The sequence below is a fragment of the Pseudomonas fluorescens genome, from assembly GCF_001708445.1.
In the GTDB taxonomy this organism is placed as follows: domain Bacteria; phylum Pseudomonadota; class Gammaproteobacteria; order Pseudomonadales; family Pseudomonadaceae; genus Aquipseudomonas; species Aquipseudomonas gorinensis.
The window spans coordinates 3374762-3394382 of record NZ_CP015637.1 but is presented as its reverse complement, the minus strand read 5'-3'; the positions used below and the strand labels follow the sequence as shown (position 1 = coordinate 3394382).

The window sequence follows — 19621 nt, the reverse complement described above, 5'->3', positions numbered from 1 at the left end:
AACGGCGCACCCCTTGAGCTATTTGGTAGCACCGCGCCTTGACCCCATGCGCCAGGCTGACGCGGGTTTTCCGGCGATTTCTGCCAAATCAATCACTTGACGCGTAACCGAAGAATTGGCACGCATCCTGCTTTTTTGTATTCGTGGATAATTGGATACAAAAATTCAAAAGGTGCTGTCCGATGCAATTTGCCTCCGCTTACGTTGACCGCCAGCCCCTCACCGCCGAGGAGGAGGCCTACAGTTTTCTGCTCAATGCCATTTGCAACGGCCGTTATCGCAAGGGTGATCGCCTGATTGCAGAGGACATTGCCACCGAGCTCGGGATGAGCCGCATGCCGGTACGCGAGGCTTTTCGCCGCCTGGACGCGCAGGGCCTGGTGACCCTGCGGCCCAACCGTGGCGCGGTCGTCAGCGGCGTGGATATCGATGAATTGCACGAAGTGTTTGAAATGCGCAGCGCCCTCGAAGGCCTGGCGGTGCGCGTTGCCACCAGCCGTATCGGCGAACGCCAACTGGCGGCGCTGGAGCGCCTGCTGGACGAGATGGACGATTACCGCGACGACAGCGCCGAGTGGGTCAGCCGCCACCGTGCCTTCCATGAATTGCTCTGCAGCCTCAGCGGGCGTCCGCGCTTGATGAAGCAGATCTCGGCGCTGTACTCGCTGGTCGAGGCGCCTATGCGGTTGTGGTTGCAACACGGTGACAAACCGCTCAGCGCACGCCAGGAGCACGCGGTGATCCTCGATGCCATCCGTGCCGGGGATGCCGCCCGTGCCGAAGCGGTGGTGCGCGAACACATCGAAGGCACCGTGCCGGCGCTGATTCAATTCCTGCAATCGGAAAAATAGAAGCGGGCCCAAGCCCGACTGTGTTTTGACATTGAGTCCTGCCCCCGTTGTTCAACGAACTGGAGTGTCTGGTCATGCATAAACGCCGCGCCTTGCTGGTGGCTGTAACCCTGGGTCTCTGCACGCAAGGGGCGTTTGCCGCGCCCCAGGTGCCGGAGCGCCTGCAGAAAGTCGATAAGCTCACGTATTGCTCGGGGATGGATTCACCGCCCCTGGTGTCCTTCGACGAAAACCAGAAACCGCGCGGGCTCACCGTCGACCTGGGCCTGGAAATTGCCAAGCGCCTGGGTGACAAGCCGGTGCAGTGGCGGGTGATTCCGTTCTCCGGGCTGGTCCCGGCGCTGCTCGCCCAGCAGTGCGACATGATCGTCGACCAGCTGTTCGACAAGCCTGAGCGGCGGCAGGTCATCGACATCGTCAACTACATGTATTCCAGCCAGTCGGTGGTGGTCCCCAAGGGCAACCCCAAGGGCATCAAGGCGCTGGATGACTTGTCCGGGCACAAAGTGGCCGTGCTCAACGGCTCCACCATCAAGACCCTGCTCGATACCCAGAATGAAAGCCTGACCAAGGCCGGCAAGCCACCGATGAAGCTGGTGGTCTACAACACCGACACCGATGCATTCCAGGCGCTGCGCATCAACCAGGTCGACGCCTACGGCACCACCGTGGAGACCGCCGGTTACTACGCGGCGATGGCGCCGGAGCTGTTCCAGGAGGGCGTGCCGGCTTTCAGTCGCATCCTCACCGGCCTGGGGATTCGCAAGGATGACCCGCAACTGACCGCCGCCGTTCAGCAGGTGATCAGTGATATGCGCAGTGACGGCAGCTATGGGCAATTGCTGAACAAATGGCATGTCAGCAGCGACACACTCGACTGAGGTTTGCCAGCGATGAATTTCAATTGGGATGTGTTCTGGCAGTACCTGTTGCAGCCGAGCGGGGTGTACCTCACCGGGCTCTGGCTGACCTGCCTGATCAGCGTGCTGGCGATGGCGCTCGGTTGTGTCCTGGGGCTGGCGGCCGCGCTGCTGCGCTTGTCGAAAAACCCGCTGTTGCACCTGCCGGTGCGTTTTTATGTGTGGTTGATGCGCGGTACGCCGTTGCTGGTGCAGATCGTCTTTCTCTACACGGCCTTGGCGGCGGGCGGCATCTTCCGATTTGAGGACATTGCGCTGTTCGGCCTGGTCGTGCCCGGTAATATCCAGGCGGCGATCATTGCCCTGGGCCTCAATGAAGGGGCGTACATGGCCGAGATCATCCGCGCCGGCATCGGTGCGGTGGACAAGGGCCAGTATGAAGCCGGGCGCTCCCTGGGCATGCCGTTCGCCAAGCTGATGCGCCGCATCGTGTTGCCTCAGGCGTTCCGGGTGATCGTGCCGCCGCTGGGCAACGAGTTCAATGTGATGCTCAAGAACACCACCCTGGTCAGTGTGATTGGCGTGCAAGAGTTGCTGCTCAGCACCCAGATGATCACCTCGGCGACCTTTCGCGTATTCGAGCTGTATCTGGTGGTCGCGCTCTACTTCTTGACGCTGACGACCCTGTGGGGCTTTTTCCAGCGCTGGCTGGAGACGCGTTTCAGCCAGTCCGATCGGCCTGCCGCACCGCCGCCGGCATCCAGCCGCATGTTCGGCCGCAGCACCCTGAAATTGCTGAGGGGACGTTAACCATGGCGCACCAAAGTGAAGAACTGATCATCGAAGCCCTGGATATCCACAAATCGTTCGGCACGCTGCAGATTCTCAAGGGGATTTCGCTGCAGGTGCGACGCGGCGAGGTGGTGGTGCTGATTGGCGCCTCCGGTTCCGGCAAGACCACTTTTATCCGCTGCATCAACCTGCTGGAAGACATCCAGGCTGGACGCATCCGCGTCAACGGCCGCGCCATGGGTTATCGCGAGCGCAGCGACGGCAGCCTGGTGCGCGATTCGGAGCGCAACATTGCCCGGCAACGTCGCGACATCGGCATGGTGTTCCAGCGCTTCAACCTGTTCCCCCATATGACTGCCCTGGAAAACATCATCGAAGCCCCGATCCAGGTGCTCGGCGTACCGCGTGCCGAGGCGCTGGAACAGGCTCATGGCTTGCTGGCACGGGTCGGGCTGGCGGACAAGGCCAGCCATTACCCATCGATGCTTTCCGGTGGCCAGCAGCAACGGGTCGCGATTGCCCGTGCCCTGGCAATGAAACCCCAGGCCATGTTGTTCGACGAACCCACCAGCGCGCTCGACCCGGAAACCGTCGGCGAAGTCCTGCAGGTCATGAAGACGCTGGCCGAAGAGGGCATGACCATGGTGGTGGTCACCCATGAAATGGGCTTTGCCCGTGAAGTGGCCGACCGTGTGGTGGTGCTCGATCAGGGGGAGCTCATCGAACAAGGCCCGCCGGAGCAGATTTTCAGCCACCCCAGCCACCCGCGTACCCGGGCCTTTCTCAGCCGCGTGTTATGACCCTTGCAAGGAAAATCACCATGCGTTTATCGCGTTTGTTTGCTGCTCTGTGCTGTGCCGCCCTTGTCCCCGTGACCCAGGCCGCCGAGTCGGTGGTGAAGGTCTATAACTGGTCCGATTACATCGGCCCCGACACCGTGAAGAACTTTGAGAAAGACAGCGGCATCAAGGTGCAGTACGACATTTTCGACACCAACGAAATGCTCGAAGCCAAGTTGCTTTCCGGGCACTCGGGGTATGACGTGGTCGTGCCGTCCAGCCAGTTCCTGTCCAAGCAGATTCGCGCCGGCGCCTACCAGCCGCTGCAACGCGCGCTGCTGGATAACTGGAAGCACCTCGACCCGCGCCTGATGCAACGCCTGGAAGCCGCCGACCCCGGCAACCGCTACGCCGTGCCGTATATGTGGGGCACCGTGGGCATCGGCTACAACGCAGAAAAAGTGCGCGCCGTGCTGGGCAAGGACGTGGTGCTGGACTCGTGGTCGATGGTCTTCGAGCCTGGCAACCTGGCCAAGCTGAAAAGTTGCGGCGTGGCCTTCCTCGATGCGCCGGTGAAGATCATTCCCCAGGTCATGCTCTACCTGGGCCTGGACCCCAACAGCGTCAAGCCCGACGACTACAAGCAAGCCTCCAAACGCCTGATGGCGCTGCGGCCGTCGGTGACCTACTTCAACTCGTCGAAATACACCGCTGACCTGGCCAACGGCGATATCTGCGTGGCCGTCGGTTATTCCGGCGACGTGATGCAGGCTCAGAGCCGGGCCAAGGACGCCGGTAAAAATATCGACATTCGCTACCTGATGCCCAAGGAAGGCGTGAACCTGTGGTTCGACATGCTGGCGATTCCCAAGGACGCCGGTAACACAGCCAATGCCCACGCCCTGATCAACTACCTGCTGCGTCCCGACGTGATCGCGCCGATCAGCGACTACGTCGGCTACGCCAACCCGAACAAGGACGCCACGCCGCTGATGGACCCCAAGGTCAGCGGTAACCCGGGGATCTACCCCGGCGATGACGTCATCAGCCACACCTTTGTCTCCGCCGACCTGCCGGAAAACATCCAGCGCCTGATGACCCGGGAATGGAACCGGATCAAATCCGGCCAATAAATCGAAGAGCCTTTGCTATGTTGAAATTTTCTGCTCACGAGTACCCCTATCCATCGCAACGCCAGTGCGTGTTCGCGCGTCGCGGCATGGTCGCCGCATCCCAGCCCCTGGCCGCCCAGGCGGGTATCGAGATCATGCAAAAGGGCGGCAATGCCATCGACGCGGCGATTGCCACGGCGGCGGCGCTCACGGTGGTGGAGCCCACCGGCTGCGGCCTGGGCGGCGATGCCTTTGCCTTGGTGTGGTGCAAGGGCCAGTTGCACGGCCTGAACGGCAACGGCCACGCGCCGGCCGCCTTGAGTATCGACGCGGTCAAGGCCGCGGGGCACGATCGGATGCCGCTGTACGGCTGGACCCCGGTCACCGTGCCCGGCTGCCCGTCGGCCTGGGCGGAGCTGTCGCAACGCTTCGGCAAGCTGCCGTTTGCCGAGCTGCTGCAACCGGCCATCAGCCTGGCGCGTGATGGTTTCCCGCTGTCGCCGGTGGTTGCCCATCAATGGCAGATCGCGCTGGATGAATTCACCCCCCATCGCGACCCGGTGCTGGACGCCTGGTTCGATACCTTCCTGATCGACGGCCGCGCGCCTCGGGCAGGGGAGATCTTCCGCAACCCGGCCCAGGCGCGCACCCTGGAAGAACTCGCCACCAGCCGTTGCGAAAGCCTGTATCGCGGCGCCCTGGCCGCACGCCTGGATGCCCATTCGCGGGCCAGCGGTGGCTACTTGCGCGCCAGTGATCTCAAGGATTACCGCGCGCAGTGGGTGGACCCGATCCACATCAACTACCGTGGCGTGGACGTGTGGGAAATCCCACCGAGCGGCCAGGGCATGGTGGCGCTGATGGCGCTGAAAATCCTCGAAGGCTTCACCTTTGATCACCGCGACAGCCAACAGACCTGGCACCGCCAGCTCGAGGCGATGAAGCTCGCCTACAGCGACGGCCTGCACTACATCACCGACCCTCTGCATATGCGCGTGGCAGTCGCCGACCTGCTCAGCGACGACTACAGCACGCGCCGCCGCGCGCAGATCGGCGAACAGGCACAGCCGCCCAAACCCGGTGACCCGCACGCCAGCGGCACGGTGTACCTGGCCACGGCGGACGCTGAAGGCAATATGGTCTCGTTCATCCAGAGCAACTACCACGGCTTCGGCTCCGGCGTGGTGCTGCCCGACAGTGGCATTGCGCTGCAGAACCGTGGGCAGGAATTCAGCCTCGACCCGACCCACGCCAACTGCCTGGCCGCGGGCAAGAAAACCTTCCACACCATCATCCCCGGCTTCCTCACCAAGGATGGCCAAGCCCTTGGCCCGTTCGGCGTGATGGGCGGCTATATGCAGCCCCAGGGCCACGTGCAGATGGTGATGAACCTGGTGGACTTCGGCCTCAACCCCCAGGCCGCGCTGGATGCGCCACGCTGGCAATGGCTGGGCGACATGAAGGTCGGCATCGAGCAGGGCGCCTCCCGTGACCTGGCCAATGCCCTGGCCCGGCGTGGGCATGACGTGCAGATCGCCAGCGACCTGACCGACTACGGGCGTGGGCAAATCATCCTGCGCGACCCGGTCAGCGGGGTGCTCTGCGCAGGCACTGAACCGCGGGCGGACTCCCATATTGCCGTGTGGTAACCGCCTGGCGCAGCCCTCGTCTGAGCATGTCACGGCGACTCGTAGCGGGTCGTCGAGGCTTTCCTATGGCACGGGCTTTCGGCCCAGATTGCCCGGCAGCGGCATCCTCCGCAGCCGGCAATCCGCTGGGATTCAAAGGCGGTGGAATTAGCGTTTCTTGATAAAAAGTTTTATTGACTAAAATAAAATATCGGGTAATTATTTCCCTGCATCTGCTTTCATGCAGAGTCATCTTCAGGGTTATCCCGATGAGTCATACACCCCCGTCTTTTCTTGCGACTCTTTACATCGAGGCCACTGAGTCGCCCTCGGCCAATCGCATCACCCCCCAGCTGATGCAGGGCTTCCCCGCCGAACCCAAACACCGAGTCACGTGGCACAACTGGATGCGCGCACCCTTCAGCCAGTGGGGCTTCCGTCATCTGGCGCGGCTGCGTCCCACCATCGATGTGGCGGCGGGTCCAGGGCCTGCCGGTCAGCTCAAGGAAGCGCCCAACGCGCTGGATCAGCTGTGTTTCGACAGCGAATGCGGGTTGAGCATCAGTGTTATCGAACACCTTGTCGCCAGCCAGACCGACGCCTTTCTGGTGCTGCAGGGCGACACGGTGTTGTTCGAGCGCTACTTCAACGGTCAGCGTGCGGATGACCGGCACATCATGTTCTCGGTGACCAAGTCGCTGATCGGCACCCTTGGTGAACAGCTGGTTTCCAACGGCACGCTCAAGCCCGAGCTGTCCGTCGCGTACTACGTGCCTGAGCTGGTGGGCAGTGCGTTTGGCGATGCCACGGTGCGTCAGTTGTTCGATATGGCGGTGGGCATCGACTACAGCGAGGTGTATGACGACCCCAGCTCTGAGAGCTCGCAGTATGGTTATGCCTGCGGCTTTCAACCGGCACCGGCGCAGTACGCCCAGTTCGACTCGTTGTACCAGTACTTGCCGTCTCTCAAGAAGCGCGGCAGCCACGGTGGTTTTTTCCATTACGTGACCGCAACCACCGAAGCCTTGGCATGGGTCATGGAACGTGCCTCGGGCAAGGCCTGCAGTCAGATGCTGGAAGAGATCTGGGTTCGCCTGGGATGCGACCGCGATGGTTATTTCATGGCCGATCCCTGGGGCCGTAACGTGGCCGGGGCGGGCTTCAGCGCAACCTTGAGAGACATGGCACGTTTCGGCCGCCTGCTGGCCAACGACGGTCACCAGGACGGCGTTGAGCTGCTGTCGCCCGAGACCGTGGCCCGTATCGCCGCCGGCGCTGATCCTTCGGTCTACGCGCAAAATGCCGAGTTCTCGAGCTGGACGCCGGGTGCGTCCTATCGCAGCCAGTGGTACGTGTTCAACGACCACAGCCAAGCCCTGATGGCTGGGGGCATCCACGGCCAATACCTGTTTATCGACAAGCCGTCCGGCGTGGTGATCGTCAAGCAATCGTCGCTCACCGATGCGGTCAGCCCGTTCGATAACGACAGCGTGCGCATGCTGCGCGCGATCGCCGCGCAACTGAGTCACTGACCCACGCCTAAAAAATAAGAGTTTTGCGTTCTATTCACCTGGCTTGCCCAGGTGTTGGCGGCGCTCTGCGTCGCCATTGACTGCCCTGTAACAACAATAATTCCACAGGAGCTTCTTATGGTTTTCACCAAGCGTTTTTCCCGAGCGCTGTTAGCGCTCGGCTTACCCCTGACCAGTCATGTCGCGTTGGCGGGCTACACCTTTGAGGACGGCGATCTCAAGGGTGAAGTCAATCTCACGGTGGGCGGGGCGACGCTGTTTACCCGTGGCGTCAACTTCGGCAGCGGCCAGGTCGATGCGCGCAACGGCAAAAACGGCGGCGCCAGGATCAACTGGCAAGAGGTCTACGTAAAACCCGGGGTCAAACTCGAGTATGCGCTGCAACCGGACTTCAGCCTGCTGGCGGGCGGTTCCCTGGTGGGCGCGAGCACGTTTGGCGATGGCGATGCGGGGGGCTTCAGCCGTAGCTCCGACGGCAGGGTCGCCGCCGAAGAACTCTACGGCGGTTTCCGCGCCGGCGAATGGAAGTTCACCGCCGGCCGCCAGAACTACATGATCGGTACGGGGTTCATCGTCATGGACGGTAACCTCGACCAATACAAGGATGGCGCCTACTGGCTCGGCCCGCGAACCGCGTTCAAGGATTCGGCGATCCTCGCCTGGGATCATGGCGCGCTGAAGTCCCAGGCCTTCACCTTGCGCACCGATGATGACTTGGGCGATTTCCGCATGACCGGCGTCAACCTCGATTACAACCTCGATGACCAGGTGACGCTCGGCGCCATGGCCATGAAGGTCAATGCCCTTGGCCCCAGGGGCAGCACGCTCCCGCGCCGTCGGGACGGCATGCAGGTGTACAACCTGCGGGCGCTCAACGCCAAGGTGCCCGGCGTACAGGCGCTGACGCTGAATGCCGAGTACGCGCTGGAGCGCGGCAGCGGCGAGGGGGTCGACTACGATGCCAACGCCTGGTACGCCCAGGCCGACTACGCCTTCAGCACCGTGCCGCTGACGCCGATCCTCGGCTACCGTTACGCGAGCTTTTCCGGCGACGACAACCTCACCGACAACCGGCAAAAAGCCTGGGACCCACTGAGCAAAGGCTTCGTCGACTGGAGCACCTGGCTGGTCGGGGACGTGGTCGGCAACTACCTGCTGTTCAACAGCAACGAAAACGTCCAGCAGTTCTCCCTCAAGACCCACCTCAACGAAACCCTGACCCTCGGCGCGATCCACTACCAGTTCTGGCTGGACGAGAAAAACTACATGGGCGCACCGGTCAGCGATCGGCGCTTTGCTGACGAAAGTGTGGTTTTCCTCGACTGGACGCCCACGCCGTCGTTCTATACGTCGCTGTCCTACAACTGGGTCAAGCCACTGGCCGCCGCCAAACAGGTATTCGGCGATGACCAGACGTTCAGTGCGCTGGAACTGTATTTCACCTATCGCTATTAAGTGCCGCGAGCCATCGTGGCCGCGCTGGAGTGTTTGGATCATGAACAGGTTTTTGCGTAATACCTTGCTGGGCACTGTCACTTCGTTGCTGATCAGTGGTTTTTGCCTGGCTGAAGAGCGGACGGTACGGATCTACAATTGGATCGAATACCTGCCGCCCGAAGTGCTCAAGAGCTTCCAGGACGAAACCGGCATTCGTCCGATTTACGATGTGTTCGACAGTTCCGAAACCATGGAGTCCAAGCTGCTGACGGGCAACTCCGGGTATGACGTGGTGTTCCCCGGCACCGCCAACCTGGGGCACTTGATCACCGCCGGAGCGGTGCAGCCACTGGACCGCAAGCAGTTGCCGAACTGGCAGCACCTGGACCCGCAGTTCATGCAATCCCTGGAAGCTGTGGGTGACAACGGCAACCGCTACGCCGCGCCTTACCTGTGGGGCACCACATTGATCGGCTACAACGTCGACAAGGTGCGCAAAGCCCTGGGCCCCGACGTGCAGATGAACAGTTGGGACATCATCTTCAACGAAGAAAACCTCGCCAAGCTCGCCAGCTGCGGGGTCGGCTTCCTCGACGCCGGCAACGAGATCCTGCCGATTGCCTTGCACTACAAGGGCCTCGACCCCAATAGCCAGAAGCGCGAGGACTATGTGCAGGCTCAGGCCGCAATGATGAAGATTCGCCCTTACATCACCTACTTCAACTCGTCGCGCTACGGCATGGACCTGGCCAACGGTGATATCTGTGTGGGCGTGGGCTGGTCCGGCGGTGTCGCGCTGGCCAAGCAATTGGCGGATGCCGCTGGCAAGGGCGTCAAGGTCGAAATGGCATTGCCGAGGGAAGGCGCGCCGATGTGGTCGGATGTGATGATGATCCCGGCCAACGCGCCCGACCTTGCAGAGGCTCATGTGTTCATCAATTACATCCTGCGCCCGGACGTGATTGCGCGCATCAGCAACAAAATCGGCTATCCCAACCCGAACAAGGACGCCACCGCGCTGGTGGACGCCAGCATCCGTAACAACCCCAACATGTATGTGCCGGAGCCCGCGCGCAAGACCCTGTTCGCCCTGGAGCCGATCCCGGCTGCGGTGGAACGCATCCGTACCCGCACCTGGACCGCCATCAAGAGCAACCGCTGATCAGTGTGGCCCGGTGCGTGCGCGCCGGGCTTGGAGCTTGCCATGACTGAACGGATGGACATTGCCCCCAACTTGCAGCGGGTGCTGACCCTTCGCGTCGCGATAGGGCCGGGTGTGATGCTGGGCGACAGCATTGAAGGCCTGCGCTGCAATTACCCGATTGTGGGCGGGGATTTCGACGGGGTCGGCATCAGCGGCCAGGTCCTGGTGGGCGGAGAAGATTGCTTTCTTTTGCGCCCGGATGGCGTCGGTCAACTGGATGCCCGCTACAGCTTGAGGACCGACGAAGGTGAGGTGATCAACATCCGTAACCTGGGGGTGCTGAGCATGACCGAGTATGGGCGCCAGTTGGAGCGCGACGGCCAATGGCCGATTCCTGAGACGGAGTACCGCTGCACCTGCACGCCGGTGTTCCAGGTGCCCAAGGGGCGGCTGGACTGGCTCACCCGTTCAAGTTTTATCGGCCTGGTGCATTACCCGGGCGCCGACCAGGTGGTGATTCGTTGCTATCGCTTTTACTGAGCCCCGACCCTGAAAGCTTTCAGGCCTGCATTCCGTAGAACAGCAACTCGGTGATACGCCGGACCTGGGTAGAGTGCGCGTCGATATCCGGGTGTTCCTGGTTCACCAGCCGGAACAGTTGCAGGTGCGAATAGTCGTTCAGCAGGAACGCGGCCAACTCCACATCGAGTTGCGGGCGCAGCTTGCCGGCCCGTTGCAGTTCGCGCAGCAGCTCGCTGATTTCGGCCCTGAGCGCATCGTTCATGGCCCGATAACCTTCGGGCAGTTCATTGCTGCCACCGAACAGGATCAATGGCAGCAGTTCGCGCCACAGGCTGGGGTGCATGACTTCCAAGGCATAACCCGTCAGCAGCCGTTCCAGGTAGCACAGCGCCTCGACCGGATCCTCTATTTCCCGGATCAGGCTGCGCGTGTCAGTGATGGCGCGTTGATCGGCGTGGTGCAGGATTTCCAGGATGATTTCCTGCTTGTTGCCGAAGTACTTGAACACCGTGGGCGGCGACACCCCGGCCTGGCTGGCGATCTGTTCGATGGTGGTGTTCTGGAAACCCTGGCGCTCGAACAGTTCGATCGCCGCCTTGCTAATGGCTTGCCGGCGTTCGGCTTTCTGACGTTCACGCAGTCCGCTCACGGGAGGTCCTTGTCACGAGTAAAAAGAGGGGCACCAGGCGCTTGTCGGCCCGGTATCCCTGCAAAATACTTAATTGGGTAAAGCTTTTAAAGCTCTAATTGCCATTCAAGGCGCCTGCCGCCGATGTTTCTTCAGGCGGTAGGCAAATTGCGCCCGGCTCAGTCCCACGAGCCTGGCCGCAGCGGCCAGGTTGCCTGAGTTCTGTTGCAGCGCCTCATTGATCAGGCGCGATTCCAGGCCCTCGATGGAAAACCCCTGTTCCAGTTGGCCAAGCGTATCCAACAGTGCAGGGCGGGGCACTTGCCCGGTGTTTGACAGGCTGCCGTGATCGTCCAGGCCGTAGGGATCGGCCGGCATTGGTTCGTTGCGAAACAGGTGCACCAGGTCGATGGCCTGGCCTTCGTTACTGGCGATCAGGCCGCGCTCGATCAGGTTTTGCAGCTCGCGCACATTGCCCGCGAAGTCGTAGCGCAGCAACACCTTCAGGGCGCGCATGGTCAGGCCCACGGGGGTGCGCGCATATTCCTGGCAGAAGCGCGTCAGGAACGCGTTGATCAACAGCGGGATGTCGTCGCGGCGTTCCCGCAGGGGCGGCAGGGCGATGGGGTAGACATTCAGCCGGTAGAACAGGTCTTCGCGAAACGTGCCGTCAGCGACGGCTTTGCGCAGGTCCAGGTTGGTAGCGGCGACCACCCGCACATCCACCTTGATGCCGCGCACGCCGCCGACCCGTTCGATCTCGCGCTCCTGCAAGGCCCGCAGCAGTTTGCTTTGCCCGGTCAGGCTGAGGCTGGTGATTTCATCCAGAAACAGTGTCCCGCCCTGGGCTCGCTCGAAACGTCCGGGACGTGAGTGTGTCGCGCCGGTATACGCCCCACGTTCGACACCGAAGAGTTCGGCTTCGATCAGGTTATCCGGGATGGCCGCGCAATTGAGCGCCACGAACGGGCTGTCACGGCGACAGCTGAGCTGGTGCAACTGGCGTGCGAACATCTCCTTACCCACCCCTGACTCACCGCTGATCAGCACGGTGGCGGGCGTCAGCGCGACGCGCTGCAGGGCCTGCATCGCGGCATTGAACGCGGCACTGGCGCCCACCAACGGCGGTGGCTGGCTGCCGCTGGCACGGTTGCCCATTGCGCTATCGAGCGTAGGGGCGGCGGCGGGGCGGCTGACGGTCTGGGACACATTCAGGTAGCGCAGGTCCTGCTCGACGTCGCCCCATTGCTCGGCCGTCTTGCCGATCACCCGGCAACTTCGGTGGCCCATGCCGCGGCACTCCACTTCGCGGAAAATCACCATTTGCCCGAAAAGGCCACTGACGAAACCGATGGCATAGCCCGTTTCTGTCCAGCACACCGGATCCTGACCGATGCCATAGGCACCTACATGTTCGTCGGCTTCGCACGAGTGGTGCCAGAGAAATTCGCCTTCGTAGAAGCCTGAGTCGGCGTCGAACTTGAAGTGCAGGGGCTCGACCTTGGTCATGCCTTCCAGGGTGTGCAGATGTGTGCCGGCGCGAAACACGGCTGCGGCATCCGCCTGTGGCCAGCGTTCGCGGATCAGCCGGGCATCCCGCGCACCGGACGCGTAGCCGGCACGGGTGAACAGGCCGCGCGCCTGTTCCAGCCCCAGGCGCTCGATGACCTCCCTGCGCAGGGCGCCAAACGACGAGCTGTGCAGCAACAACATACGTTGATCGTTGAGCCAGATCCGCCCGTCTTCGGGAGAAAAGAACAGGCAGTCGGTCAGTTCCGCCGGCGTCGGTGAACTGCTGTCGCTGAGTTGGCGGCTATCGCCCCTCGGATGGTAAGACGCGGTGGCCACCCGGTCGTCGGGCAGCGCGCTGTGGGGATTAGTCATTGTTATGCCCCTGCAAAGCGAGTGAACGATATGAGCAACTGCGAAGATAGTTATTAAACATAACCTTATCAATTGAACAAGTGCCAGCGGCCTGGTTTTTACCGCCGCGCTGCGGGGTGTCCATGGGCCGTGCGTGGCAACCCTTGGTCCAGAGCCTTCGGCGCGTTATGTCAGCGCCAGGGTGTGCAAGCGGCACAGCCTTTGCTCAAGGCTTGATGCGGCGTTTGCACAGTGTGCAGGCGATGACAATTACAAGAACCGGGAGTTGCCATGTCAGTGTCTGAAACCACCCATTTTCTACAGCGGGCCCTTGAGTCCGAATGCCTGTTCAACGGCGATTGGAGACCCGCTTCGGGAGCCCTGAGCGCGGTGATCGAACCGGCCACCGGCGAGCCGTTGATGCAGTGCGCCATGGCCAACCCGGCCGATATCGCCATCGCTTGCCGGAGTGCGGCCCTGGCGCAGCCGGCATGGGCCGCCCTCGGCCCACGGGAACGCGCCGAGGTGTTTCGCAAGGCGGCGGACCTGGCTCAGCAGGCCTTTGCCGAACTGGCGCTGTACGTCGCGCGGGAAACCGGCGGCGCGCTGTTCAAGGGCGAACACGAGGTGCGCGAGGCCATTGTGCTGCTGCATCAGGCGGCGGGGCTGTTGTCCCAACCCCATGGGCTGGTGCTGCCCAGTGCGGCCGGTCGCCTGTCTTACGCCCGGCGTCAGCCCCATGGCGTGGTCGGGGTGATTTCACCGTTCAATTTCCCCCTGGTGCTGTCGCTGCGCTCGGTGGCGCCGGCCCTGGCTGCGGGGAATGCGGTGGTGCTCAAGCCCGATCCACAGACGCCGGTCAGCGGTGGTTTTATCATCGCCCGGCTGTTTGAAGAGGCGGGTTTGCCCAAGGGGCTGTTGCACGTATTGCCCGGTGCCGCGCCGGCGGGTGAAGCGCTGTGCCGCGACCCGAATGTGCGGATGATCGCGTTCACCGGTTCCACGGCGGCCGGGCGCAAAGTCGCCGAGGTGGCCGGGCGGCATCTGAAAAAGGTCGCGCTGGAACTGGGCGGCAAAAACCCCCTGATCGTTCTTGAAGACGCTGATCTGGACCTGGCCGCGAGCAACGCAGCCTGGGGCGCCTGGCTGCACCAGGGGCAGATCTGCATGGCGACCGGCTTGATTCTCGCCCATGAATCCATCGCCGAACGCCTCACGCGCAAGTTGGTGGACAAGGCCCGGGCACTGACCGTGGGCAATGCCGCGCGAGGTGAAGCCGCACTCGGTCCGTTGATCAATCAACGGCAATTGCAGCGCGTGCACGAGATTGTCAGCGACAGCCTGCAGGCCGGCGCGCGGTTGGAGGCGGGCGGCGAATACGACCGGTTGTTCTACCAGCCCACCGTACTCAGTGGTGTGCGTCCAGGCATGCGCGCCTTCGAGGATGAAATTTTCGGCCCGGTGGCGACGGTCGTCAGTTTTACCACCGACGAGGAGGCCATCGAACTGGCCAACCGCACCGAGTACGGCCTCTCGGCGGCCATCATCTCGCCGTCGGTCGGGCGCGCCATGGCCATCGGCGAGCGGCTCGACTGCGGCCTGCTGCACATCAACGACCAGACCGTGGCCGACGAATGCATCAACCCTTTCGGTGGGCGCGGTGCCTCCGGCAATGGCGGCAGCGTGGGCGGGCCGGCCGACTGGGACGAATACAGCCAGTGGCAATGGGTCACGGTGAAAAATACGCCGCCGACCTATCCCTTCTAAGCCCCGGCCCATGGGGTTGAAACACGCATGCCTATACAAAAACAAGAGGGCTTGAACATGAACCTGCACAACAAAACCTTGATCGTCACCGGTGTCGCTTCCGGCATTGGCGCCGAGCTGGCACGGCTCGCGCGTTTCCAGGGGGCGACGGTGATCGGTGTCGATCGCCATGCACCGCAACTGACCCTGGATGGCTTCTTCCAGGCCGACCTGGGCGATCCGGCCAGCATCGATGCGCTGGTGACGCGCCTGCCGGCGCGCGTCGATGGGCTGTGCAACATCGCCGGCGTGCCCGGTACGGCGCCGGTGCAAACGGTGGCCGAGGTCAATTACCTGGGGTTGCGGCATCTCACCCAAACGCTGCTGCCACGCATGCCGGCGGGCGGCAGCATCGTCAATGTCGCCTCGGTCCTCGGTGCGCAATGGCCGCAACGCCTGGAACTGCACAAGGCCCTGGCCGCGACGCACAGCTTCGAGGCCGGGCAGCAGTGGCTGGCGGCCAATCCGGTGGAGCAGGCCAGCTGTTACCAGTACTTCAAGGAAGCGCTGATCGTGTGGAGCTTCCAGCAATCCCAGGGCTGGTTTCGTGATCACTCGGTACGTATCAACTGCGTCGCGCCGGGGCCGGTGTTCACCCCGATTCTCGGCGATTTCGTCAGCATGCTCGGGCCGGAGCGGGTGGCCGCGGACAACCAGCGCATGACCCGCCCGGCCCTGGCCGATGAGGTGGCCGCGGTGATCGCCTTCCTCTGCTCGGACGCTGCGCGCTGGGTCAACGGGGTCAACCTGCCGGTGGATGGTGGGTTGGCGGCGACCTACGTGTAAAGGTTGTAACGGCGGTAAACCCCGGTGCGGATCCACCGTGCCGGGGGTCTTGAACAACAACAAAAATACAGGACATACAAGATGCTCAAGCCTATCTTGCGGGCGGTTGCGGCCATGACTTTTGTCGCACTGACATCGACTGCACACGCTTACGATTTGCCCGGACTCAACCTGGGCAGCACCAGTTTCTACGACGGCTCACCTGCGCCGGCCGGCCCGGGCTGGTACCTGGAGGAATACCTGACGTACTCCCGGGCCAGCCGCTTCAATGATGCCAACGGCCACAAGCTGGCATTGCCCAAGCAGGACCTGGAGGTGGTGGCGCCTACCACCCAGATCATCTACCTCGGCCAACCCCTGGCCAATGGTGCGATGCCGGGGTTCACCCTGATCAACACCTCCCTGGCCCACGTGGATGTCGACGATGGGTTGAACAATGCGGCGCTGAGTTCGCGGGCTGGCTTTGGTGATGTGATTGTGGGGCCCTTCCTGCAACTGCCGACCCTGAGCCGCGCCGATGGCAGCCCACTGCTGACCCAACGTGTCGAAGCCGATATCTCGGTGCCGGTGGGGGCCTATGACCGCAAGCGCTCGATCAACCCCGGCAGCAATTTCTGGTCATTCAACCCGTATTACGCGGCGACGTACTGGTTCAACCCGCAGTGGTCGGCGAGCGGGCGTTTCATGTACCTGTGGAATGGCAAGAATGATGACCCGCAGGCCGGCTTTGGGGATGTTTCCGATACCCAGGCCGGCCAGGCGTTGCATGCCAACCTGACGCTGCAATATGCCTTGAGCCAGCAACTGAGCGTGGGGGTGAACGGCTACTGGTTGAAGCAGATCACCGACACCAAGGTCGATGGGCACGCCGTGAGCGGGCGTCGGGAGAAGGTCTGGGCCGTGGGCCCAGGCCTGGTCTATGCCTTCAACAAGGAGAACGTGCTATCGGTGAACGCTTACTTCGAGCAGCAGGCTGAGAACCGTACGCAGGGCAACAAGCTGGTGCTCAACTGGCTGCACAAGTTCTAGGCCTTGGTGTGCCCGGCCGCTGCCGGGGTGGGCAGGTTCAGTGGCGCCGTACGCACCATCACACTGATGATGGTCAGTGCGGCGATCACTACGCCGGGGGAGGTCGCCAGCAGTACCCCGGCGGTGCCGGCGCCAGCGGCGAGCAGTTGCCCGGCCGCCAGCGGCCCGGCTACCGAACCCAGGCGGCCGACGGCCACCGCTGCACCGACACCGGTGGCACGCACCGAGGTGGGGTAGGAGGGCGGTGCCGACGCGTACAGCACCAACTGCGCGGCCATGACGAACAGGCCGGCGGCAAACCCGGCAATGGCCATGGGCACGATGCCCACCGACAACCCGACCCCTGCCAACGCCGCCAGCAACCCGGCATACACGGACAGCACCACTTTGACGGCGTTGCACCGGTCCAGCAGCACGCCACCGAGCAGCGAACCCAGGGCGCCGCCGATATTGAAGAGCATCTGCACCATGCCCGCCTGGGGTTTGCTGAAACCTTGCTCCAGCAACAGCGACGGCAGCCAGTTCAGCAGCATGTACATCACGGTCAGGGTGAAGAAGTAGCTGAGCCACAAGGCCAGTGTGGTGCGGGCGCGACCTTCGCCGAACAGCGCCTGGCCGGTGGAGGGGCGGGCGCCGGGGGTGTTGTCGCGCTGTTGGCGAAAGGCGGTGGATTCAGGCAGCAACAGGATCATCAACGGCACGGCGAGCAAGGGGGCCAGGCCGCCGATGATGAAGGTGGTCTGCCAGTGTTCACTGGAAAACATCGCCACCACGGCCGCCAATGCGCCCCCCAACGGTACGCCGCAGTACATGACGCTGATGGCGGTACCACGGTTGCGTTCGCTGACCGCTTCGGCGCACAGCGCGATCAGGTTGGGCAGCGCGGCGCCCAGCCCCAGGCCGGTGAGAAAACGCACCAACAGCAGGTTCGGGTAGCTTTCCACAAACGCAGTGCTCAGGGAGAACAGGCCGAACAGCAGCACGGCGATCACCAGGATTTTCTTGCGCCCGATGCGGTCAGCGACCCAACCACCGAAGAACGCCCCCGGCAGCAGGCCAATGATCCCGATGCTGAATACCCAGCCGAGCATCTTCGGGTCCAGGGCAAAACTCTGGCGCAATCCTGCGGCAGCGGTTCCGGCGGCCTGCAGATCGAACCCCTCGATCAGCGCAACGATAAAGCACAACGCGATAGTCAGCGTCGAACGACGCGATGGACTGTCCATGGGCAAACCTCATTGTTTTTGTTGTGGTGGCAAGCACGAATGGCTGCTGGTGATTAAGATAACAAAGATAACTAAAAAATGAATGGCGGATGAAAATTGCCAAAATAAATAAATAAGTACTTTAAATACAGGTAGTTGTGGTTCGTATCTGTGATCGACTTAAAAATAGATATCTTTATTAATGTTCGATTATCGGTCATTCGCAGTTGACGAGCAGCGTCGGCTGTTTCCATTCTTTGTTCGCCAAGCCCAGTGGGCCGAGCCTGTGCCACCCCAAAAACAACAACAAAAAATGGACAACGAACATGCCAGAACTCCCTATGGAAGACGCTGTAGCCGTCGCCCGTGTGCCGAACAACCCTGCGTGCCTGCTCATGGCGTTGCTGGCCTTGAGCGTGCTGCCCACCCCGCTTTGGGCGGCAGGCTTTGTCGACGACAGCCACGGCACGTTGACCCTGCGCAATTACTACCTGGACCGCGACTACAAGGACGACGGTGCGAAGACCGCCGCGCGGGAATGGGCCCAGGCATTTATCGTCAACCTGGAGTCGGGATATACCCCAGGCCCGCTGGGTTTTGGCCTGGATGTCCGCGGTCTGATGGGGGTCAAGCTCGACTCGTCGCCGGACCGCAGCGGCACCGAGTTGTTGCCGGTGTCGGCCAGTGATAAGCGTGCCGCCGATGAATACTCGCGCCTGGCACCGACCGCCAAGTTGCGGTTTGCACAAACCACCGTAAAGACCGGCGACGTATCGATCTTCCTGCCGTTCGCCTTTGCCAGCCCCTCGCGCCTGTTGCCGCAAACCTTTCGCGGCACCACCTTGAGCTCCAAGGACATCGATGGCCTGACCCTCAATACCGGCTACATCGACCGCATCAACAAGCGCGATTCCACCGACTACCAGGCCATGACCATCGCCTCGCCCAACCGGCGTTTCAACCCCACCGCCACCACCTCGCACCTGGCGTACGTGGGCGGTGATTACCAGGTCAACAAAGACCTCAGCCTGCGCGTCTATCACTCGCAAATCGCGGACCTCTACCAGCAGGACACCCTGGCGCTGCTGCACAATCTGCCCGTGGGCGATGGCGTGCTCACCAGCGACCTGCGCAGTTTCTTCAGTCGCGAGGACGGCAGCGCCAAGGCGGGCAACGTGGATAACCGCAACCTCTCGGCGTTATTCGGCTACCGCCTGGGCGGTCACCGATTCAGCCTGGGCTACATGCATTCCAGTGGGCAGACGGCCACGCCCTATATCTCCGGCACCGAGCTGATGGGCATGAGTGAGCTGACCATGAGTTCGGACTTTCTCAATGCCAAGGAGCGCACGTGGCAAGCGATCTACGACTATGACTTCGCGGCATCGGGCCTGCCTGGGCTGAAGAGCCGGCTGCGGTATGTGCGTGGCGACAACATCGAACTGGCAGCGTTCAACGCCGAGGATCGCAAGGAGCGCGAGTTCCAGATGGAGCTGGGCTATGTGATCCAGAGCGGCCCGCTGAAGAACGTCGGGTTGATGGCGCGCAAGTCGATCTACCGCAATGACTTCCCAGGCGGCGCGGCCTTTCGCGATGAAAACCAGACCCGGTTCCTGGTGCTCTACACCGTGGCGCTCTGGTAAGCCG

Annotated in this window: 17 protein-coding genes; 14 read left to right on the top strand and 3 right to left on the bottom strand. The window is 62.4% G+C overall.

The window, feature by feature from the left end; genetic code table 11:
* Positions 1–182 precede the first annotated feature (182 nt).
* From A7317_RS14995 to A7317_RS14950, 10 genes are all read left to right on the top strand, one after another.
* On the top strand, positions 183–851 hold the full coding sequence (locus A7317_RS14995; protein ID WP_024074597.1) for a GntR family transcriptional regulator: 669 nt from the start codon (positions 183–185) through the stop codon (positions 849–851).
* Positions 852–925: 74 nt separating this feature from the next.
* The gene (locus A7317_RS14990) at positions 926–1732 is read left to right on the top strand and encodes an ABC transporter substrate-binding protein (RefSeq protein ID WP_069076189.1); all 807 of its coding nucleotides are present in this window, start codon (positions 926–928) and stop codon (positions 1730–1732) included.
* A 12-nt stretch (positions 1733–1744) separates the two neighbouring features.
* Positions 1745–2521 carry an amino acid ABC transporter permease gene (locus A7317_RS14985; RefSeq protein WP_024074599.1) on the top strand — a complete coding sequence of 259 codons (777 nt, stop codon included), beginning with the start codon at positions 1745–1747 and terminating at the stop codon, positions 2519–2521.
* Positions 2522–2523: 2 nt separating this feature from the next.
* Positions 2524–3303 carry an amino acid ABC transporter ATP-binding protein gene (locus A7317_RS14980; protein ID WP_024074600.1) on the top strand — a complete coding sequence of 260 codons (780 nt, stop codon included), beginning with the start codon at positions 2524–2526 and terminating at the stop codon, positions 3301–3303.
* Positions 3304–3323: 20 nt separating this feature from the next.
* Positions 3324–4415 carry a polyamine ABC transporter substrate-binding protein gene (locus A7317_RS14975; RefSeq protein WP_024074601.1) on the top strand — a complete coding sequence of 364 codons (1092 nt, stop codon included), beginning with the start codon at positions 3324–3326 and terminating at the stop codon, positions 4413–4415.
* Positions 4416–4432: 17 nt separating this feature from the next.
* Entirely contained in the window at positions 4433–6043 is a 1611-nt protein-coding gene (locus tag A7317_RS14970; RefSeq protein ID WP_069076188.1) for a gamma-glutamyltransferase family protein, read from the top strand.
* Between the two features lie 248 nt (positions 6044–6291).
* The gene (locus A7317_RS14965; protein WP_069076187.1) at positions 6292–7554 is read left to right on the top strand and encodes a serine hydrolase domain-containing protein; all 1263 of its coding nucleotides are present in this window, start codon (positions 6292–6294) and stop codon (positions 7552–7554) included.
* Between the two features lie 117 nt (positions 7555–7671).
* The gene (locus A7317_RS14960; protein WP_069076186.1) at positions 7672–9009 is read left to right on the top strand and encodes an alginate export family protein; all 1338 of its coding nucleotides are present in this window, start codon (positions 7672–7674) and stop codon (positions 9007–9009) included.
* Between the two features lie 40 nt (positions 9010–9049).
* On the top strand, positions 9050–10153 hold the full coding sequence (locus tag A7317_RS14955; RefSeq protein WP_069076185.1) for a polyamine ABC transporter substrate-binding protein: 1104 nt from the start codon (positions 9050–9052) through the stop codon (positions 10151–10153).
* 42 nt (positions 10154–10195) lie between these two features.
* Positions 10196–10675, top strand: a complete 480-nt coding sequence (locus tag A7317_RS14950; protein ID WP_069076184.1) for a DUF3237 domain-containing protein — start codon at positions 10196–10198, stop codon at positions 10673–10675.
* 19 nt (positions 10676–10694) lie between these two features.
* Here the strand turns inward: A7317_RS14950 and A7317_RS14945 are convergent, their stop codons facing one another.
* Positions 10695–11306 carry a TetR/AcrR family transcriptional regulator gene (locus A7317_RS14945; RefSeq protein ID WP_069076183.1) on the bottom strand — a complete coding sequence of 204 codons (612 nt, stop codon included), beginning with the start codon at positions 11304–11306 and terminating at the stop codon, positions 10695–10697.
* Between the two features lie 105 nt (positions 11307–11411).
* Positions 11412–13169 carry a sigma-54-dependent Fis family transcriptional regulator gene (locus A7317_RS14940; protein WP_069076182.1) on the bottom strand — a complete coding sequence of 586 codons (1758 nt, stop codon included), beginning with the start codon at positions 13167–13169 and terminating at the stop codon, positions 11412–11414.
* 270 nt (positions 13170–13439) lie between these two features.
* Here A7317_RS14940 and A7317_RS14935 point away from each other — a divergent pair, with 270 nt between their 5' ends.
* From A7317_RS14935 to A7317_RS14925, 3 genes are all read left to right on the top strand, one after another.
* On the top strand, positions 13440–14915 hold the full coding sequence (locus A7317_RS14935) for a benzaldehyde dehydrogenase (protein ID WP_024074609.1): 1476 nt from the start codon (positions 13440–13442) through the stop codon (positions 14913–14915).
* A gap of 57 nt (positions 14916–14972) precedes the next feature.
* Positions 14973–15740: a coniferyl-alcohol dehydrogenase gene (locus A7317_RS14930; protein WP_069076181.1), complete on the top strand. Its 768-nt coding sequence runs from the start codon at positions 14973–14975 to the stop codon at positions 15738–15740.
* 81 nt (positions 15741–15821) lie between these two features.
* Complete coding sequence (locus tag A7317_RS14925; protein WP_069076180.1) at positions 15822–16769, top strand: SphA family protein; 948 nt, start codon at positions 15822–15824, stop codon at positions 16767–16769.
* On the opposite strand, the gene mhpT is transcribed toward A7317_RS14925, so the two are convergent.
* Positions 16766–17995, bottom strand: a complete 1230-nt coding sequence (gene mhpT / locus A7317_RS14920) for a 3-(3-hydroxy-phenyl)propionate transporter MhpT (RefSeq protein WP_069076179.1) — start codon at positions 17993–17995, stop codon at positions 16766–16768. The genes A7317_RS14925 and mhpT overlap by 4 nt on opposite strands.
* A 305-nt stretch (positions 17996–18300) precedes the next feature.
* Here mhpT and A7317_RS14915 point away from each other — a divergent pair, with 305 nt between their 5' ends.
* Positions 18301–19617: an OprD family porin gene (locus tag A7317_RS14915; protein ID WP_081329207.1), complete on the top strand. Its 1317-nt coding sequence runs from the start codon at positions 18301–18303 to the stop codon at positions 19615–19617.
* The last annotated feature ends 4 nt before the right edge of the window (positions 19618–19621 follow it).